At 61.1% G+C, this 17,741-nt stretch carries 17 protein-coding genes; 4 read left to right on the top strand and 13 right to left on the bottom strand.

All coding sequences use genetic code 11. The features are described from left to right. Positions 1 to 170 precede the first annotated feature (170 nt). From HMPREF2944_RS01020 to HMPREF2944_RS01010, 3 genes are all read left to right on the top strand, one after another. The gene (locus HMPREF2944_RS01020; protein ID WP_049343572.1) at positions 171 to 752 is read left to right on the top strand and encodes a peroxiredoxin; all 582 of its coding nucleotides are present in this window, start codon (positions 171 to 173) and stop codon (positions 750 to 752) included. A gap of 3 nt (positions 753 to 755) precedes the next feature. Beyond that, positions 756 to 1,286, top strand: a complete 531-nt coding sequence (locus HMPREF2944_RS01015; RefSeq protein ID WP_049343570.1) for an alkylhydroperoxidase, AhpD family — start codon at positions 756 to 758, stop codon at positions 1,284 to 1,286. A gap of 287 nt (positions 1,287 to 1,573) precedes the next feature. Next, positions 1,574 to 2,014 (top strand): GNAT family N-acetyltransferase, encoded by a 441-nt coding sequence (locus tag HMPREF2944_RS01010; protein WP_049343569.1) that lies wholly within the window; start codon positions 1,574 to 1,576, stop codon positions 2,012 to 2,014. A gap of 129 nt (positions 2,015 to 2,143) precedes the next feature. On the opposite strand, the gene HMPREF2944_RS01005 is transcribed toward HMPREF2944_RS01010, so the two are convergent. Both HMPREF2944_RS01005 and HMPREF2944_RS01000 read right to left on the bottom strand, forming a co-directional pair. Continuing rightward, positions 2,144 to 2,794, bottom strand: a complete 651-nt coding sequence (locus HMPREF2944_RS01005) for an L-alanine-DL-glutamate epimerase (RefSeq protein WP_070679610.1) — start codon at positions 2,792 to 2,794, stop codon at positions 2,144 to 2,146. A 97-nt stretch (positions 2,795 to 2,891) separates the two neighbouring features. Next, the gene (locus HMPREF2944_RS01000) at positions 2,892 to 4,187 is read right to left on the bottom strand and encodes a multidrug effflux MFS transporter (protein WP_246826224.1); all 1,296 of its coding nucleotides are present in this window, start codon (positions 4,185 to 4,187) and stop codon (positions 2,892 to 2,894) included. Positions 4,188 to 4,613: 426 nt separating this feature from the next. Here HMPREF2944_RS01000 and HMPREF2944_RS00995 point away from each other — a divergent pair, with 426 nt between their 5' ends. Then, positions 4,614 to 5,423, top strand: coding sequence for a trimeric intracellular cation channel family protein (locus tag HMPREF2944_RS00995; protein ID WP_070679607.1), 810 nt, complete (start codon positions 4,614 to 4,616; stop codon positions 5,421 to 5,423). Between the two features lie 93 nt (positions 5,424 to 5,516). On the opposite strand, the gene HMPREF2944_RS00990 is transcribed toward HMPREF2944_RS00995, so the two are convergent. From HMPREF2944_RS00990 to HMPREF2944_RS00940, 11 genes are all read right to left on the bottom strand, one after another. Beyond that, positions 5,517 to 6,266, bottom strand: coding sequence for an amino acid ABC transporter ATP-binding protein (locus tag HMPREF2944_RS00990; protein ID WP_070679605.1), 750 nt, complete (start codon positions 6,264 to 6,266; stop codon positions 5,517 to 5,519). Then, positions 6,259 to 6,933: an amino acid ABC transporter permease gene (locus HMPREF2944_RS00985; protein ID WP_070679602.1), complete on the bottom strand. Its 675-nt coding sequence runs from the start codon at positions 6,931 to 6,933 to the stop codon at positions 6,259 to 6,261. Before HMPREF2944_RS00985 ends, HMPREF2944_RS00990 begins: the two co-directional genes overlap by 8 nt. A gap of 28 nt (positions 6,934 to 6,961) precedes the next feature. Then, on the bottom strand, positions 6,962 to 7,780 hold the full coding sequence (locus HMPREF2944_RS00980; protein ID WP_070679599.1) for a transporter substrate-binding domain-containing protein: 819 nt from the start codon (positions 7,778 to 7,780) through the stop codon (positions 6,962 to 6,964). 268 nt (positions 7,781 to 8,048) lie between these two features. Further along, the gene (locus tag HMPREF2944_RS00975; RefSeq protein ID WP_070679596.1) at positions 8,049 to 8,894 is read right to left on the bottom strand and encodes a transporter substrate-binding domain-containing protein; all 846 of its coding nucleotides are present in this window, start codon (positions 8,892 to 8,894) and stop codon (positions 8,049 to 8,051) included. 98 nt (positions 8,895 to 8,992) lie between these two features. Further along, positions 8,993 to 10,153, bottom strand: a complete 1,161-nt coding sequence (locus tag HMPREF2944_RS00970; RefSeq protein ID WP_070679593.1) for a trans-sulfuration enzyme family protein — start codon at positions 10,151 to 10,153, stop codon at positions 8,993 to 8,995. 304 nt (positions 10,154 to 10,457) lie between these two features. After that, positions 10,458 to 11,603, bottom strand: a complete 1,146-nt coding sequence (locus HMPREF2944_RS00965; RefSeq protein WP_070679590.1) for a trans-sulfuration enzyme family protein — start codon at positions 11,601 to 11,603, stop codon at positions 10,458 to 10,460. A gap of 418 nt (positions 11,604 to 12,021) precedes the next feature. Next, positions 12,022 to 13,020, bottom strand: a complete 999-nt coding sequence (locus HMPREF2944_RS00960; RefSeq protein WP_070679587.1) for an Abi family protein — start codon at positions 13,018 to 13,020, stop codon at positions 12,022 to 12,024. Positions 13,021 to 13,339: 319 nt separating this feature from the next. Beyond that, complete coding sequence (locus HMPREF2944_RS00955; protein ID WP_012904274.1) at positions 13,340 to 13,846, bottom strand: CoA-binding protein; 507 nt, start codon at positions 13,844 to 13,846, stop codon at positions 13,340 to 13,342. After that, entirely contained in the window at positions 13,846 to 15,303 is a 1,458-nt protein-coding gene (locus HMPREF2944_RS00950) for an O-acetylhomoserine aminocarboxypropyltransferase/cysteine synthase family protein (RefSeq protein WP_049343551.1), read from the bottom strand. The genes HMPREF2944_RS00955 and HMPREF2944_RS00950 overlap by 1 nt, the downstream gene beginning before the upstream one ends. Before the next feature lie 404 nt (positions 15,304 to 15,707). Further along, positions 15,708 to 16,628: a YwqG family protein gene (locus HMPREF2944_RS00945; protein WP_070679584.1), complete on the bottom strand. Its 921-nt coding sequence runs from the start codon at positions 16,626 to 16,628 to the stop codon at positions 15,708 to 15,710. Between the two features lie 49 nt (positions 16,629 to 16,677). After that, on the bottom strand, positions 16,678 to 17,589 hold the full coding sequence (locus tag HMPREF2944_RS00940; RefSeq protein ID WP_070679580.1) for a YwqG family protein: 912 nt from the start codon (positions 17,587 to 17,589) through the stop codon (positions 16,678 to 16,680). Between the last annotated feature and the right edge of the window lie 152 nt (positions 17,590 to 17,741).

The following is a 17,741-nucleotide window of genomic DNA, read 5'->3' as shown; positions in this document are numbered from 1 at the left end:
CACCACCCCCAAATGGTGAGCTAAATCATAGTGATGGGTGCATGTTTGGGGTTGATTATTATGAGTAATTCATAATAGTATGGAGGCAAGTCCGGGATTCCGGGCAGCACACTGAAATCGTCACGCGCAGTGCACACACCCGCGCGGCACAAAACAGAAAGAAGAACACCATGGCAGTTCTGACCATCGGCGACCAGTTCCCCGCATACGAGCTCACCGGCGTTGTCCCCGGCAAGCTGGCTGACATCGAGGCCACCAAGCCCGAAGACTACTTCACCACCGTCTCCTCCGAGGGTCTGGACGAGGACACCTGGCGCGTCGTCTTCTTCTGGCCCAAGGACTTCACCTTCGTGTGCCCCACCGAGATTGCAGCCTTCGGTAAGCTGGCCGACGAGTTCGAGGCACGCGACTGCCAGGTCATCGGCGTTTCCGTCGACAACGAGTACACCCACTACGCATGGCGCCGTTCCCACGAGGAGCTCGTGGACCTGCCCATCGTCATGGCATCCGACCTCAAGCGCGAGCTGACCAGCGCCCTCGGCGTCCTGAACAAGGACGGCGTTGCAGACCGCGCAACCTTCATCATTGACCCCCACAACACCATCCAGTCGGTCTCCATTACCGCTGACTCCGTCGGCCGTAACACCGACGAGGTGCTCCGCCAGCTGGACGCACTGCAGTCCGACGAGCTGTGCGCATGCAACTGGAAGAAGGGCGCAGCAACTATCGACGCATTCAAGGAGATGAAGTAATCCATGAGCATCGATAACCTGCGTTCGGCTCTGCCTTCCTACGCGAAGGACATGAACCTCAACCTGTCCTCCCTGCCCCGCATCACCTCCCTCACCGAGCAGCAGCTCTGGGGCGCAATCCTCGCAACCGCGGCGGCAACCAAGGTTGACTCCGTCGTTGTTGAGATTGCTGCAGAGGCCAAGGAGCACCTGAGCGACACCGCTTACGAGGCTGCTCTGGGTGCTGCATCCATCATGGGCATGAACAACATCTTCTACCGCACCCGTGGCTTCCTGAACGGTGCATACGATGACCAGCGCGCAAACCTGCGCATGCAGATCATCGGCAAGAACGGTGGCATTGAGAAGCTGGACTTCGAGATGTTCGCTCTGGCAGTGTCCGCAGTCAACGGCTGCTCCCACTGCGTTGAGGCTCACGAGCACACCCTGCGCGAAGAGGGCGCAACCAAGGAGCAGGTCAACGACCTGATCCGTATTGCCGCAACCCTCGGCGGCGTGGCACAGGGCATTCAGCTGGCTGAGGCACTGGGCTAAAACCCCCTCGCCTCAGCGGCCTGATTCGGCACATCGAACCCCGGTACACCGAGGCGAGGTCCGCGCAGGCGCGCACCGGGTAGAGCACACACAGGGCCCGGTAGCCTCTTCGCACCGCCTCGGTGACGCATCCGTAGCGATGCAGGAGAGATGAGAAGCGGCGCATCCACCCCTTTACGGGTCGGATGCGCCGCTTCCTTTATGCACAGATTATGCCCTGCAGTAGCTAAAAACGCGTTGGACGGCGGTTTCCTAGCTCCCCCGATTTGGCGCTATACAATGCCTGTATGCGGTACTGTATTTTGGACTCCACCAGCCCCCTGCCCAGCATGGAAGAACTTACCGAGCTCTACGACTCTGTAGGGTGGAGCGCCTATACCAAAACACCCGAACGCCTCATCCCGATGTTGGAAGGGTCGCGGTATCTCTACACAGCACGAGAGGCAACCACAGAAGGAACAGGACGGCTCATCGGGCTAGTACGCGCCGTCGGGGACGGACAATCTATCGCCTACATTCAGGACCTCCTAGTACATCCGCATGCCCAGCGTCAGGGCGTTGGTTCTGCGCTTCTAAAGCGTGTCATTGAGGACTTTGACCGAGAAGATATTCGACAGCGACTCATTACCACCGACGTCGGTAATGAACACGCCGTTGCGCTCTACAAACGCTACGGTTACGCCCCCGTAGAGGCGGCAGGATGCATCACCCTTGCATGCTATCGATGAGGCAATATCTCACATGCGACTCAACTCGTTCAAGCTGACTGAGGCACTGGGCTAAACCACTAAACGTTAGAGCTTACACAGAAGCGGCGCATCCACCCGTCACGGGTCGGATGCGCCGCTTTGTTTTAGCTACTTTTGGCTGTCCGCAGCGCCAGTGCGCAGGGCGGCATCCCAGCCGCTCGCCAAGCGCGTCGCCGCGGCCACCAGAGCCACCAGATCCTCGGCGTACACCGGGGTCGAGCGCACGCCCGCACACCAGTCAATCGTGCCCAAACCCAGCCAGGGCTTACCCGGAAAGAACTCGCGCCGCAACGCCACACGGCGCTTACCCAGGGCGCGGCGGCCGGGCACGTACCCGCCGCGGCTGATGAACAGCGCCTCGCGGCCCTCGGACTCCACCAGCGCCTCCAGGGCCCTCAGCGCAGGAACCCAGCTCGGCTCCCCCACGCTCGCCAGGTCGGCCAGTTCGGGGTACTCGCTCTCGTGTTCCGCCACGCTCACGCCCAGGATGTACTGGTAGCGCACCTGCCCCAGCTCCTGCGGTAGGCCGCGGTCGGCGGTCTGAATCGTACCGCACAGGTGCCGGGCGACCGGCTCACCCTCGGCGTTCACGCCGGCCAGGGGCTCGCCGTCCCGGTAGATTGCGGGGCCGTCCAGGTAGAGCCCCACCGCGCCGGTACCCGTGATGTTGGGGCGCACCGACCATCCGGGAAGCGCCTCCTCCAGGCGGGGCACCACGCCCCGCAGGATTTCGAAAACTTCGTCGCGAGATACCGCCACGGCGGCTCCTTTCACCTTACGCAGATAACGATTTGCGATGTGGCCCGGTCTATCAAACGACCGGGCCACATGCCTCAAGTATTCGTCTAGACCCAGCTTAGCGAGCGCTCCGCTTACGGGAGGGTAGCCACACCATGAGCGCCGACAGTGCCGTACCGGCAAACATCATCACCGCCATGGACTCCACCGCGTTCAGGGGGCTCAACGCCAACAGCAGCGAAGAAATGATGCCGCTACCGTACTGGAAGGAACCCAGCAGCGCCGCGGCGGTACCGGCAACAGCGGGCTCCACCGAGTTCAAAGCTGCCGCGTTCGTGCAGGCAGCCACCACACCGTTCATGCCGAACACGAAGAACACCGTGACCACCACACCCCACAGGCCACCCACACCGGTCACGCCGGTGGTAGCAAGCGCCACACCCGCCACAGTGGCGACCAGGGTCGCGACCTTGAGGATGCCGCGCAGACTGTAGCTCTTCACCCACCGCTTGTTGAAAGCGGTCAGGCTCATCACGCCAATCATGTTCATGCCGAACAGCAGACCGTAGTAGCGCGGATCCACGCCGAAGTGGGTGATGTACACGGTCGAAGAGTTCGTGATAAACGCGTAAATGGAAATGTAGTAGAAGCACACGCACAGCACGTAACGCATGAACGGGCCGTTCCTAAAAAGCACGGGATAGTTCACGAATGCCGAAAGAATCGAGCCGCTATCGCGCTTCGCCGGAGGCAAGGACTCGGGCAGGAACAGAATCAGCCCGAAAATAACGAGCGCAACGGCAGCAATAGCCCAGAAAGTCCAGCGCCAGCCGCCAGCCACCACCAGGAAACCACCCATGAGCGGCCCGAGAATCGGGGCGAGCGCCATAATCAGCATGAGCGTGGAGAGCACCTGCGCGGCGCGTGTTCCCTCGTAAAGGTCACGCACGATGGCGCGGGCCAGCATGGGTCCGGTGCATGCGCCAACAGCCTGCAGCACGCGGGCGATGATGAGCTCCGGCATGGTGTCGGCAATGGCGCACCAGGCGGAACCCAACGCGAAAACAATCATGCCCGCAGATAGCGGAATCTTACGGCCAACGCGGTCGCTCACCGGGCCCAGAATCAGCTGAGCCAGAGCGAAACCCAGCAGGAAGCTGGTAATCATGAGTTCTTCACCGGAACCGAGTTCCGCAGTGATTTCGGGAACTCCCGGCAGGAAAATATCCGTTGCGAGGGCAGTACACGCCATGAGAGCGCTGAGCGTGATGTACAGCAGAAGGGTGCGCTTCGCCCCGTAGTTATCGGGGTGGGCCGTGTGGGGCTCTGCTGCGCCCCGAGAGGTTGAGTGAGAAGTGGACGAGGCGGTGGATGCGTCAGCAACCGTCTCAGAATTCGTTAGAGATGAGGCCATATGTTCTTAATTCTTGAGGCGCGGGGCATGCTCGCGTCTCAGCGATACTGTATGAGATTATGTCTGCGTGTTACCGCCCGTGGCCCTCGGGGCGAGGTGGTTCCTCCGCAAGAGGGCATAGAAAAACCCGTGGGCGGATAAAACGGGTGGTTAACCAGTGTACGCCCGCGCAGGGCCCCACGGAAATGAAACATCCGCCCGCCGAACCGCTCGAGGCTTGGGGCTTGGGGTCCGTTCCCCGATTTGACCCGCTCTCAACTAGGAGCGTTGCCGAACCCGGGGCTACAATAAATCGGTGCCAATTCAGGTACGCGCACAGGCAAACAGAGCCGGATGCGGTGATAACGTCGTCACCCGACCCCCCGTTGCGCGCACTTCCCCTACCGACACCCACAGCACACGCATCACGTACGCAGGAGAACGCCCATGCATGAGTTCTTTGACCCCGACCAGGTATTCCGCATCGTCGACATTGCCGCCGTTGTCGCCAACGGCCTGCTCGGCGGTGCCGTGGCGCGCGCCTTCCGATTCGACATCGTGGGCTTCCTGCTGCTCGCCGTTGCCTGCGGCATGGGCGGCGGCCTAATTCGTGACGTGCTGCTGAACTCGGGCCTGCCCGTGGCGCTCACCGACGGCGGCTACTGGGTTGGCGCAATCGGCTCGTCCATCCTGGCGTACAGCATTGATCTGAGCGCCCGCTGGGCAACCCGCACCCTGCTCGTCGTGGACTTCGTGGGCATGGGGTGTTGGGCTGCGACCGGCACCATCAAGTCCCTGAACCTGGGCCTGCACTGGCTACCGTCCATTACCCTGGGCATCACCACCGCCGTGGGTGGCGGCCTGATTCGCGACATCATGGTCAACCGTATTCCCGCGATTTTTGGCGGTAACTCCCTGTACGCGACCGTCGCCCTGGTCGGCGCCGCGGAGACGGCCCTCGTGACGGGCCTTTTCCACCGCCCAAACCTGGCGATGGCGCTGTCCATCCTCCTGTGCCTGATACTGGGTGTGCTCTCCCACGCGCGGAACTGGCAGCTGCCCACCACCCCGGGCGGCCTGCAGGTGCACCGCCCGCGCCTGTTCACCTTCTTCAACCGCAAAGAAAGCGCGGTGCATAACGAGGGCTGGTCGCCGGGTGAGCCGCTCACCGATCAGCTGCAGGTGGTCAGCCCCGAGCAACTGGATGAGTACCGCCGCGCTAAGGCGCGAACCAGGCCCCGCAGGGACGAAAAATAGCGGAAGGGTGGGTCGGTATCCCCGTAGGGAACCGGCCCACCCTTCCGTTTTGGGCTCCGCCGCCATGCGCTGAGGCAGGGCTAGTGCGGCAGGCTAGATGGTGTACTCGGTGCTGTCGTACACGGTCAGGAACTTGCGGATGCGCTCGTCGTCCGAGGCGAAGAAGCCGGTCGGCTCGCCGTTGTAGCGCAGCGTACCGTTCTCCAGGAACACGATGCGGTCCGCGACCTTCTTCGCGAACGCCATATTGTGCGTCACGATGACCAGGGAGCGGCCTTCCTTCGCCAGCTGCATGAGCACGCGAATCACCTCGGCCTCAAGCTCGGGGTCCAGGGCGCTCGTCGGCTCGTCGAAGAGCAGGTATGCCGGTTCCAGCGCCAGGGCGCGGGCAATCGCCACGCGCTGCTGCTGACCGCCCGAGAGCGACTCCGGGTAGGAGCCGGTCTTATCGGCTAGGCCCACCTTGGCGAGCAGCTCGCGGGCACGCTCCTCAGCCTGCTTGGCGTCCAGGGTGCCGTTGATGGTCGGGGCGAGCGCCACGTTCTTCAGCGCCGTGTAGTTCGGGAACAGGTTGAACTGCTGGAACACCATCGCCGAGCGGGAGCGGATATCACGCACCTGCGCGTCGGTGAGCTTCTGACTGTAGTCCACCTGCGCGTCGTCGATGGTGAGCGTGCCGGACTGCGGGGTTTCCAGCAGGTTCAGGCAGCGCAGCAGGGTCGACTTGCCGCTACCGGAGGGGCCCAGAATCACCGTGGTCTCACCGTCGGGGATGTCTAGGCTGATGTTCTTGAGAACCTGCGTCTCACCGAAGCTCTTCGAGAGGGATTCCACGCTAAGCATTGCGGCTCCTTACGTAACGGTTGCTGTACTTCTCCAGGGCCGACTGCGCGGCGGTCAGCACGGTAAAAATCACCAGGTAGACGAGGGCGACCTCAGAGTACATTGCCAGCGGCTCGAAGGTACGCGAAGCAATCTGCTTGCCGGTCTGGAACAGATCGACCATCGAGATGACCGACACCAGCGAGGTGCCCTTAATCAGGTCGATGAAGTTGTTGCCCAGGTTCGGCAGTGCGATGCGCACCGCCTGCGGAATCACGACGTAGCGCAGGGTCTGCAGGCGGGTGAAGTTCAGGGTCGCTGCCGCCTCAAACTGGCCGCCGGGGATAGCCGCCACGGCGGAACGGAAGGTCTCAGCCACGTACGCGCCGGTGTGCAGGCTCATCGTGATGATGGCGGCGCTCCACACGTCCAGGGCGATACCGACTTTCGGCAGGCCGTAGAAGACGATGAACAGCTGCACCAGCAGCGGGGTGCCGCGGAAGATCCAGATGTACAGCCACGCCAGCCAGTTCACCGGGGCAAAGCGGCTCGTGCGCGCGCCGGCGGACACGATGCCCACCAGCAGCGCCACCGCAAAAGAAATCAGCGACAGCGGGATAGTCACTGCCAGGGTCGAACCCAGCAGCTGCGGCAGCGATTCTGCCCAGAGGTTGAGGTAGCGTTCCATGCGCGGAACTCAGCTCCTTATGAGAGTGTTAGTTCTTCGGGGAGAGGTCTTCGCCCACGTACTTTTCGTAGATGGCCTTGATATCGCCGTTCTCCAGGTGCTTCTTCAGCGACTCGTCGATGGCGTTGCGCAGGGCGTCCTGGCCCTTAGCCATCAGGATGGAGGAGTTGCTGCCGGTGCCCAGGTCGCCGGAGAGCAGGCGCAGGTTAGCGTCCGGGTGCTCCTTGAAGTACTCAGCGAAGGACACGGAGTCGTTCGCGGTCATCTCGGCGCGCCCCGACAGGACCTGCTCGATAGCCTCATCGAAACCGGATACGACCACGATCGAGGCGCCCTTCGCCTCCACCATCTTGCGGAAGTTCGAGGTCTCAGACTGCGCCGAGGAGTGACCGGAAATCTCGCTCACGTTCTGCAGGGAAGAGTCCTTCTTCACGGCAACCTTCGGCTCGGAGTACAGGTAGGGTACGGAGAAGTCGTACTTCTGCTTACGCTCGTCGGTTGCAGAAACGTTGTTGATGACGATGTCGTAGCGGTTGGCATCCACACCTGCAATCAGCGAATCCCAGGGGGTTTCGATGAACTCTGCGGTCACGCCCAGGTCCTTGGCGATCAGGTCGGCGATTTCCTTCTCGAAACCGACCAGGGTGCCGTTCGAGTCGTGGAAGGAGAAGGGGCGGTAGGTGCCCTCCAGGCCCACACGGATCTTGCCGGCAGACTTGATAGCCTCCAGCTTGTTGGTGCTGGATGCGGTGCTGCTGCTGGACGAACCGCACGCTGCGAGCAGTGCAGCCAGGCCGGTGAATGCGGAGCCTGCGAGGACGGTGCGGCGGTTAATCATTGAGGACATGGTTCTTCCTTTGCGTCGTAGTTGATGCTCTTGTAGTTGCGGGCTGTCACCTTGTGATTACTCGGGGCATCATGCGGGGTGCCCCTTCTTAGCGGGTGCAACGCTGGCTATCCTACAGCTATTCCCAACCCGAGAGAATTCAACGTAATATTCCGTCATATTCTCTCATCAATACGGGAAAAGCGGCTGAGACATCAACCACGACGCGGTGTCGGAAGTCCTGGCGGGTGAGCCCTTTCCGGGCCCCTTCCGAGCCTTTCACGAAAGCTTAGGAGGCGGGGCTCAGGTCCTCGCCCACGTGCTTCTCGAAAATTGCTTTGAAGTCGCCGTTGCCCAGGTGCTTCTTGATGGAGGCGTCAATCGCATCCTTCAGCGCGGTCTGGTTCTTGGGCAGCAGAACGGCGACGTTGGTGCCGGGGCCAACCTCACCCTCCAGCAGGCGCAGGTTGGCGTCCGGGTGCTCCTTGAAGTACTCGGCGAAGGACACGGAGTCGTTGGCGGTCAGCTCGGCACGGCCGGTGAGCACCTGCTCGATAGCCTCATCGAAGCCTGTGACCTCGATAATGGTGGCGCCGCGTTCCTCTACGAGCTTGCGGTAATTGCTGGTCGCGCTCTGGGCGGCGGTGTGGCCGGAAATCTCGGAAGCGTTCTTCAGGCTCGAGTCCTTCTTCACGCCCACGCGGGCACGGGAGTGCGCGTAGGGCACGGAGAAGTCGTACTTCTTCTTGCGCTCCTCGGTGGGTGCCACGTTATTGAGCACGATGTCGTAGCGGCCCGCGTCCACGCCGGCGATAAGCGAGTCCCAGGGGGTTTCGATGTACTCGGCGGTCACGCCCAGGTCCTTGGCGAGGGTCTCGGCGATGTCGTACTCGAAGCCGGCGAGCTTACCGGAGGCGTCGTGGTAGGTGTAGGGGCGGTAGGTACCCTCCACGCCGATGCGGATTTTGCCCGCGGACTTGATGGACTCCAGCAGGTTGGAGGAGCTCTGTGCGGAGCCTGCGCTGGAGCCGTTACCGCCGGAGCAGGCGGCGAGCAGGCCGGTGGTTCCAGCGAGGGCCGCGCCCAGTAGCAGGGAGCGTCGGTTCAGCACGGCGGAAGTGTTAAGAACGGTCATTCTTGGTTCCTTAATCTACGTTGATGTGTGGTGTGAAAGTTGAAATCTGCGGTACGGACCGGCGACGTTCGCCAGCGGTATGAACCGGCGGCACGAACCTAGCCGGCGAAGGCGGCCTTCAGGCCAATCTCCAGGGCCGCGATGAGGTCCTGAACATCCTCAATGCCGATTGCCAGGCGCACGAGGCGGTCGTCCACGCCGAACTCGTCGCGGTGCTCCTGGGCGTAGGCGCCGTGCGTGGTGTGCGCGGGCAGGCTCACGAGTGATTCGATGCCACCCAGGCTCACGGCGTTCACGAAGATGGGCAGGGCACGGGCGAAGGCCTGCGCGTCGCCGCCGTCCTTGAGCAGCAGCGAGAAGACGGAGCCGATGCCGCGGGCCTGGCGGGACTGCACCTCCGCCTGTTCCTCGGAGGAGTTGCCGGCGTAGAAAATCTTCTCGACCTCGGGGCGCTCGGAGAGGAACTCGATGAGCTCGTGGGCGTTCTGTTGCTGGCGTTCCAGGCGCAGGGCCAGGGTCTTCACGTCCTGCAGCAGGCGGTAGGAGTCAATCGGGGGCAGCAGCGCGCCGCTGACGAGCTGACCGCGGTGCAGCAGAACCGCCAGGTCGGGGTCGTTCGTCGCCGCGACGCCGGCGAGCAGGTCTGCGTGGCCGGCCAGGAACTTGGTGGCAGATTGCACGGTGATATCAGCGCCAAGTTCCAGGGGACGCTGCAGGTAGGGGGTCATGAAGGTATTGTCCACGATCAGCAGGGCGCCGTGGCGGTGCACCAGCTCCGCAACCGCGGCAATGTCGGTGACCTGCAGGGTGGGGTTCGTGGGGGTCTCGAGGAAGACGACCTTCACGTCCGGGGTGAAGTCCTCATCGCTCAGGGCCGTGAAGTCGCTGATGAAGCGGGTCTTCACGGCGCGCTTAGTCAGCTCGGTGGTCGCGAAGCGGTAGGTGCCGCCGTAGGTCGGCATGCCCAGCAGCAGGGTGTCGCCCGCCTCCAGAACGCCAAGAGCCGCCGCGGTTGCCGCCATGCCGGAGGGGTACGCGTAGGCGTGCTCCGCACCCTCGAGGGCGGCGAGGGTCGCCTGCAGGTTATCGCGGGTGGGGTTCGCGCCGCGCTGGTACATGTAGGTGGTGTCCTCGCCGGCGGTACCGAAGGTGCTCGCCAGGTAGACCGGCGGCACGGACGCATCGTAGCGGGCATCGTGCACGGCGTGGATGGTGCGGGTCGTGAAACCGGTCGGTTCGAGCTGGTTCTGCTGGCTCATGGTGGTTCTCTTCCGTTCGGGCTACCCCGAACGCGGGTGTAGCTGCTGGGTGTCGTCGTGTATCCGGGATTTACCCTACCCGCATTTTTTATGCCGTTCTAGCCCCGAGTCACGGGGGTTAATATGTTCACGCAACGTCATATAAAAATGCGTTGAGGGCGCACAAAATACCCGCATTAAAACATTCTTTTACGGTGAAAGAAATACGTTAATCCGGGTATTTTGAGTGATATTACGACGTATATTCGGGGCGCCTAGAATCACGCCATAGGGTCGCGCGGTATCTGATACTCAGGAACTACGCCTAATGAGCCAGGGCTGCGGTCAGGCCGCGCTCCAAATCCTCGATAATGTCCTCAATCTCCTCGATGCCGATGGCCAGGCGAATGAGGTTGTCGCTCACGCCGTACTCGTCGCGGTGCGCCTGAGTGTAGGCGGCCTGCACCATGAGCGCGGGGCGAACCACCAGCGACTCGATGCCGCCCAGGCTCACCGCGTGGCTGAAAATCTTCAGGGCTTCGAGGAAGGCGGGCAGATCGGCGCCGTCCACCAGCTCCATGGAGATGAGCGCGCCCAGGCCGTTCGCCTGGCGGGCGTGCACCTGCGCCTCATACTCGCTGTGCGAACCCGCGTAGAGCACGCGCTTCACGGCGGGGGGCGCCTCCAGGTAGTTGATGACCTCGATGGTGTTCTTCTGCTGCTGGGTCAGGCGCAGCTTGAGGGTCTTGACCTCCTGCAGCAGGCGGTAGGAGTCGGTGGGCGAAAGCATTGCGCCGGTGATCATCTGCAGGTGCCAGAGGCGCTCGGCGAGCGCGTCATCGTTGGTTGCGGCGACGCCTCCGAGCAGGTCGGCATGGCCGCCCAGATACTTGGTGGCGGACTGCACGCTGATGTCTGCGCCCAGGTCGAGGGGCTTCTGTAGCAGCGGGGTCATGAAGGTGTTGTCGACGACCACGATTGCGCCGTTGCGGTGGGCAATTTCGGCGATGGCGGCGATGTCACTCACGCGCAGCAGCGGGTTGGAGGGGCTCTCCAGGAACACCATGGTCACGTTGTCGGCGAAGTCCTCGTCGGTGAGGGCCGTGAAGTCGCCGATGAAGCGGGTCTTAACGCCACGGGCGGGCAGCTCGATGGTCGCGAAGCGGTAGGTGCCGCCGTAGGAGGGCATGCCCAGCAGCAGGGTTTCGCCTTCCTTGAGGATGCCGAGGGCGGCAGCGGTGGCGCCCATTCCGGAGGGGTAGGCGAAGGCGTGCTTGGCGCCTTCGAGGGTTGCGAGCGTGGTTTCGAGGGCCGCGCGGGTGGGGTTGCCGCCGCGCTGGTAATCGTAGGGGCCTTCGGTGCCGTCACAGGGCTGGGCGTAGGTGGTGGTCGTGTAGATCGGAGGCAGGATGGAGCCGTACGGGTTGTCGCGGTCCGTAGTGTGAATTGCCTTCGTCGTGAATCCGGTCATGCTGTCCTCGGCTAAGGTTGGGCATAAAATGCGGGGGGATAAATATATTGCTAGCTTAGGGCTCTTTTGGGGTGCTGACTAGTTTTTTCTTTTCTATGACCGAGTGACTTTTTATGACCGAAAAACGGCGTTATATTTCGACATTTTAGACATATATTTCGTCATATTTCGCGCGTGAAAAGACCCGGCAGTCGGTACGCGTGTGTGCTGAGTACCGGCCGCCGGGCTTCCATCTAGGATACCGGCTCAGCACCCCAGAACATAAGGGTAGGTTTACCTTAAAGCTGAACCGCTCCTCCACAAGGGGCGATGCCGCATATCAAAAGGGGCGCACCCGGGAATCACCCCGGGTACGCCCCTCCTTTTATGAGCACATCAACCTCATGATGCTAGGCAAGTTGCAGGAATGGTCATCACGTTAAAAAATCTTCCGTGAACCCACCCCAACGCAGTAGCTCTCATCCTGCTCCACTAGAGCCTTTATCGCTTTCCAGGCTTCCCTCTGCCGACGGATGTTTCCCTGCAGGAGAGCAACGTTAGCAAAGCTGACCAACATACCCTTTGGATCCGCATCGCGAAGGTCCTTAGCAAAAATTTTTGGCTTTGCCGAAGTGTCAGTTGTCGGCATCATCCAGAGACGAGAACCGTGAGCTACACGGTTTCGTAAAGTGGTCAGAGACTTAAGACGACCCTCAAAGTGCTTATGATTTACGCCCATATACTCTGCGGTCTTTTTGTAGAGCAACAGCTTTTCAGCATCTCCAGACTCGGTGGAGGTTTCTGAAGCATAACTTTGGACCACCGCGTGGGAGAGGAGCCCCAAGGAAAATGAATCAACAACAGACCACAGAGGAAGTTCCTTTTGCATCATCTTTCGAAGCTCCTCAATGTCCTCCCAATCATCCAAGTTTTCAGAGGGAGTTTTAGAGGAACCTTTTCCGCAGGATTTCCACCAAACCTCGACTCGCTCGCGAACATACGGTTCACGGTAGCGCAGGATATGCCGCATCATATCTTTGATGAGCGCATCTACTGGCCTCTCCTGGCTCATGCAGATATACGCATCCGGGTTGAGGTACTCATGGGGACTACGGTAAGTGCAAAATACATCCACCCATGCAGCTCGAATCGCCTGTTCGCTCTGCCTCATGTACCCGTACAAGAGGGAAGAGACCGCAACATCCATACGCACAATATCTAAAACGTCCGAGATGCCTGGATTCTCAGGCAGAAGCCCCTCGTTCTTGTATTTGTTGTAATTACGAAAATATCCCAGAAGATAGTGGAAATTAGAGCATGTAAGCATGTCTCGGTCATCGTCGCTCAGGGTTATTCCCTGAGGAAAATACCTCTTAGCAACAAGGTATTCCTTCTGCTCCTCTATTGAAGGTAGAAATACGCACGATTCCTTGGGCAAAACCGCTACTCTCCTTACTTCGGTTCGCCGTAGAACCGAGCATACAAAAGGACCCCCTCGAGATGCGCTTAGGTAAACCCAGAGGCGGAGGGGGGACTGTTAGGTACAACAATAACATTGGAGCTACACGCGCTCAAGGAATCTGGGCGTTTTCCCTGGTTATCTTCTGGTTGCTTATATCACTGCCTCGTCCTCAATGAAGGATCAATGAAGGAGGGGCGCACCCGGGAATCACCCCGGGTACGCCCCTCCTTGCACGCTGACAAGCGCCTGATTTTTGTAATTACAAGCCGCGGTAACCGCGGCTCAACAGCGCAGACTACTTCGACAGCACCTGACGCTTCGAAGAAATCACGCCCGTATTGAAACCGGCCAAGTGCAGACCACCGTGGAAACGCGCGTGCTCAATCTTCACACACTTATCCATCACCACGTTCAAGCCAGCGGCCTCACCGATTGCGGCGGCCTCCTCGTTCCAGGAGCCCAGCTGCATCCAGACGGTCTTCGCGCCCAGGTCCACAGCCTCCTGAACCACGCCCGGCAGGTCCTCGTTACGGCGGAAAATCTCCACCAGGTCAGGGACCTCCGGCAGGTCCTGCAGCGACGGGTACACCGGCTGACCCAGCACAAGCTTGCCCTTCGCCGCCAGAATCGGGTTCACGAAGTACAGCTTGTACGGCGATGCCGACTGCAGATATGTCGCCACGAAGTAGGAGGCGCGCGAAATCTTATCGCTCATACCCACGATCGCGATGGTGCGGGTATTACGCAGAATGTTCAGACGCTCAGGGGCGGAAGGACCCACCCAGGTACGCTTCTCAGTCATTACTTCTCCTCCTGAGTGGTAGTAGGCAGGGAGCAGGATGCGCCAGCAGCTTCAGCGGCGGCAGCGTCCTCGGCGGCCTTGGCGGCGGCAACCGCCTCCTCGGCCTCCACGAGCTTGTCTGCGCTGGACTCGCCCACACGCTCACCGGCGTGGTTCAGGCCGGTCGCGTAGGTCAGCGCCTGATCCAGGTCCCAGACGATGTCTTCCACGTCTTCCAGACCCACAGAGATGCGGATCAGGTCCTCGCCCACGCCGGCGGCCTCAAGCTGCTCGCTCGAAAGCTGCTGGTGCGTGGTCGAGCCCGGGTGCAGAACCAGGGTGCGGGAGTCACCGATGTTCGCCAGGTGGCTTGCCAGCTGCAGCGCACCGATGAACTCGCCACCGACCAGGCGGCCCGAGGCCTTCTCGGTCGCCTTCACACCGAAGGAGAACACGGAACCGACGCCCAGCGGCAGCAGCTTCTTCGCGCGCTCGTGGTGCGGGTGGTCTTCCAGGCCGGCGTAGTTCACGTAGGCGATGCGCTCATCCTCAACCAGCCAGTTGACGATCTGCTTGGCGTTGGCCAGGTGAGCGTCCATGCGCTGCGGCAGAGTCTCGACGCCCTGCAACAGGTTGAACGCGGCCTGCGGGCTCAGCGACGGGCCGAAGTCACGCAGCTGCTCGGAACGCAGCTTGGTGAGGAAGCCGTACTCGCCGAAGTTACCCCACCAGGACACGCCGTTGTAGGAGGGCACGGGCTCGGTCATGGACGGGAAGTTGCCGTTGCCCCAGTTGAAGCGGCCGGACTCGACGACGACACCGCCGAGGGTGGTGCCGTGGCCACCCAGGAACTTGGTGACCGAGTGGATAACGATGTCCGCGCCGTGCTCGAGGGGGCGAATCAGGTAGGGGGTGGAGATGGTGGCGTCCACGACCAGCGGGATGCCGGCCTCGTGGGCAACCTCTGCGAGGCCCTCCAGGTCGGCAACCTCGCCGGAGGGGTTGGCGACAACCTCGGTGTAGATTGCCTTGGTGTTCTCGGTCAGTGCCGCCTTGTAGTCGGCGGGGTCGGTGCCGGCCACGAAGGTGGTGTTGATGCCGAAGCGTCGCAGGGACACGTCCAGCTGGGTGACGGTGCCGCCGTACAGCTGCGAGGAGGCAACAATGTGGTCACCCTGCTGGCAGAGCGCCGCGAAGGTGATGAACTCGGCGGCCATGCCGGAGGCGGTGGCCACCGCGCCGATACCGCCTTCGAGGGAGGCGATGCGCTCCTCCAGCGCGGCGACGGTGGGGTTCGACAGGCGCGAGTAGATGTTGCCGTACTTCTGCAGGGAGAAGAGGTTCGCCGCGTCGTCAGCGTCTTTGAAGACGAAGGAGGTGGTCTGGTAGATGGGGACCGCGCGGGATCCGTGCTCGGCGTCGGGGGTACCGCCCGCGTGTAGTGCGCGGGTGCGGAAGCCGAAAGTGTGTTCAGCCATTGGTTTGCTCCTGGTGTATCTGCCCGCCTGTGTGCGGGGAGTCGATAGTGGCTCGACTTTATACTGTGCCACCGGCGCGGGGTGCACCAAGTGCGGGTACCTATGTGTCGTTTGTTGCGGATTATGACGGGCTGTTTTCGGTGAGGCGGGGCATCATATCAGCCGTCATAACAGAAGTTGTTATGACGGTTGTTATGATGCGCGGTCAATGAGACCGATGGAAACACCCGGTTTTAGCCTGCAATTCCGGTGTTTTTAAGATTCTAAAAGTGATGAGAATACCGCATCATAGCAACATCATCGCAGGATCATAACAACATCATCGCAGAACTTGTTATGATGCTGTTATGACGTTGCGAAGAATAAATTCACAACATTCCTGCATAAAGTTGTACCGCTAAGTTTTAGCCGCAAGCCCACTCAAAGACGACCTGCGAGAAGTCACGGGCGGCAAGCGCCTCCGGAGTAATCAGCCAGTTCGCCGCACCGGCATCACCCCACATGATCTCAATCTCCTCGTCTTCGTTCTCCTCATTCTCCGACTCAGAGACGATAGTCAGCAGGTTCACCGTGTGGCCGCGCAGCTCCTTGAACTCGTCACGCGGGTCATTCTGCACGAAGAACGGGTATCCGCCCACGTGGGAGTACTCTTCCTCCGATTCGAAAGGCTCCGTCAGCTCGTAGAGAGCTTCGCGGCGAGGCTGGTTCTTATACGGGTTCTCGTGTGCCTCGGGCAGCAACTCATCCGGGTAGGTTTCATCCCACTTCGCGCCAAAAACATCGTAGTAGTCGTAGCCGGAGGCAGTCACGCCCTGCTCACGCACCTCAAAGGTCATGCCGTACTCAATTTCGAGCGGGCCGCTCTCACAGTCGAAACCGCCGATGGGCCAACCGCCCTCGTCCCAGTCCACGTTCGGGAACGGGGCATCCGGGTTCGGCTCACCCAACGTCTCGTAGTAGACAACGCGGTGATTCTTCTGCGAAAGAGGGTTCTCGTAGTCAAAGCCCCACAAGCACTCTTCGTCGTTCGGGTTAATCCAGAACTGCAACATACCGGTTGCCGGGTAAATGTCATTCTCGGGCAGCTCGGCGCAGTTAATCTGCGCAATCATGCCCAGCGGTTCACCCTTCTCATTGGTCGGCGGCACCTCGCCTGCGGGCAGGTAGGGGCGGCCACCAAACTTGGAAGCGGTCTGCGGCAAGGGCTCGGCGGGAACGAAGGGCTTTAGGGCGATAGCCTTCTTACGGGCACCCTCCTGGTTGAGCAGGTCAATAACGTGCTTCGCCTGCTTTTCGATGTCCTCAAACGGCTTGTTGTCAAACATTTTAGGGTCTCCTCATTGATGATGTGGCGGTGTGAAAGTAGTACGGTGTCTAGCCGCAGGCCCACTCAAAGACGACCTGCGAGAAGTCGCGGGCGGCAAGCGCCTCCGGAGTAATCAGCCAGTTCGCCGCACCGGCATCACCCCACATCACGTACACGCCCTCCTCAGCGTCCTCGCCCCACTCCGATTCGATGGTCAGCAGGTTCACCGTGTGGCCGCGCAGCTCCTCGAACTCGTCACGCGGGTCCTCCTGCACGAACGAGGGGTAGCCGCCAATATGCGAGTAATCCCTCTCCTCCGATTCGAAGGGCTCCAGCAGGTTGTAGGAGGCGTCATTGCGTGCGTTCGGTTCCTCGGGCAGCTTCTGGTCCGGGTACATCTCGTCCCAGGCGTCAGCGAACCGGTCGTAGATTTCGTAGCCACCATCCAGGAAGCCCTGCTCCCAGGGCTCGAAGGCAAGTGCGTACTCGGTGGTTGCCTCAGAAACATCCATGCCCTCAGGTCCCAGAGGCCAGCCGTAATCACCCCAGTCGATGGTCGGGAAGGGAACCGGGAACTGCACATCCGGGTTCGGCTCACCCAACGTCTCGTAGTAGACAACGCGGTGATTCTTCTGCGAAAGAGGGTTCTCGTAGTCAAAGCCCCACAAGCACTCTTCGTCGTTCGGGTTAATCCAGAACTGCAGCAGACCGGTCGCCGGGTAGATGTCATTCTCGGGCAGGTCGGCGCAGTTAATCTGCGCAATCATGCCCAGCGGTTCACCCTTCTCATTGGTCGGCGCAGACTCGCCTGCGGGCAGGTACGGGCGGCCACCAAACTTGGATGCGGTCTGCGGCAGCGGCGCGTCGGGGAGGCTCACCTTCAGGCGGATTGCCTGCTTGCGGGCGCCACGCTCGTTGAGTGCGTCAATGACGCGGCGTGCCTGCACCAGGGTCTCTTCGGAGGGCTTGTTCTTCGGCATTGCGTGCTCGTTTCGTCGGTGAATCAATCGGTGTGTAAGGTTTCAGTGTGTCAGGCGCGGGCAACGGTACCGCTACGCCTTCTACCCCCATTAGACCCTATTTCGGGCGGGCGCGCACCAATTCTGGTCACGAGCGCATCCGGCGGGCAAAA

This window comes from Rothia sp. HMSC072E10, assembly GCF_001813965.1.
GTDB classification, from domain to species: Bacteria; Actinomycetota; Actinomycetes; order Actinomycetales; family Micrococcaceae; genus Rothia; species Rothia mucilaginosa_A.
This window is presented reverse-complemented; position numbering and strand designations above follow the sequence as displayed.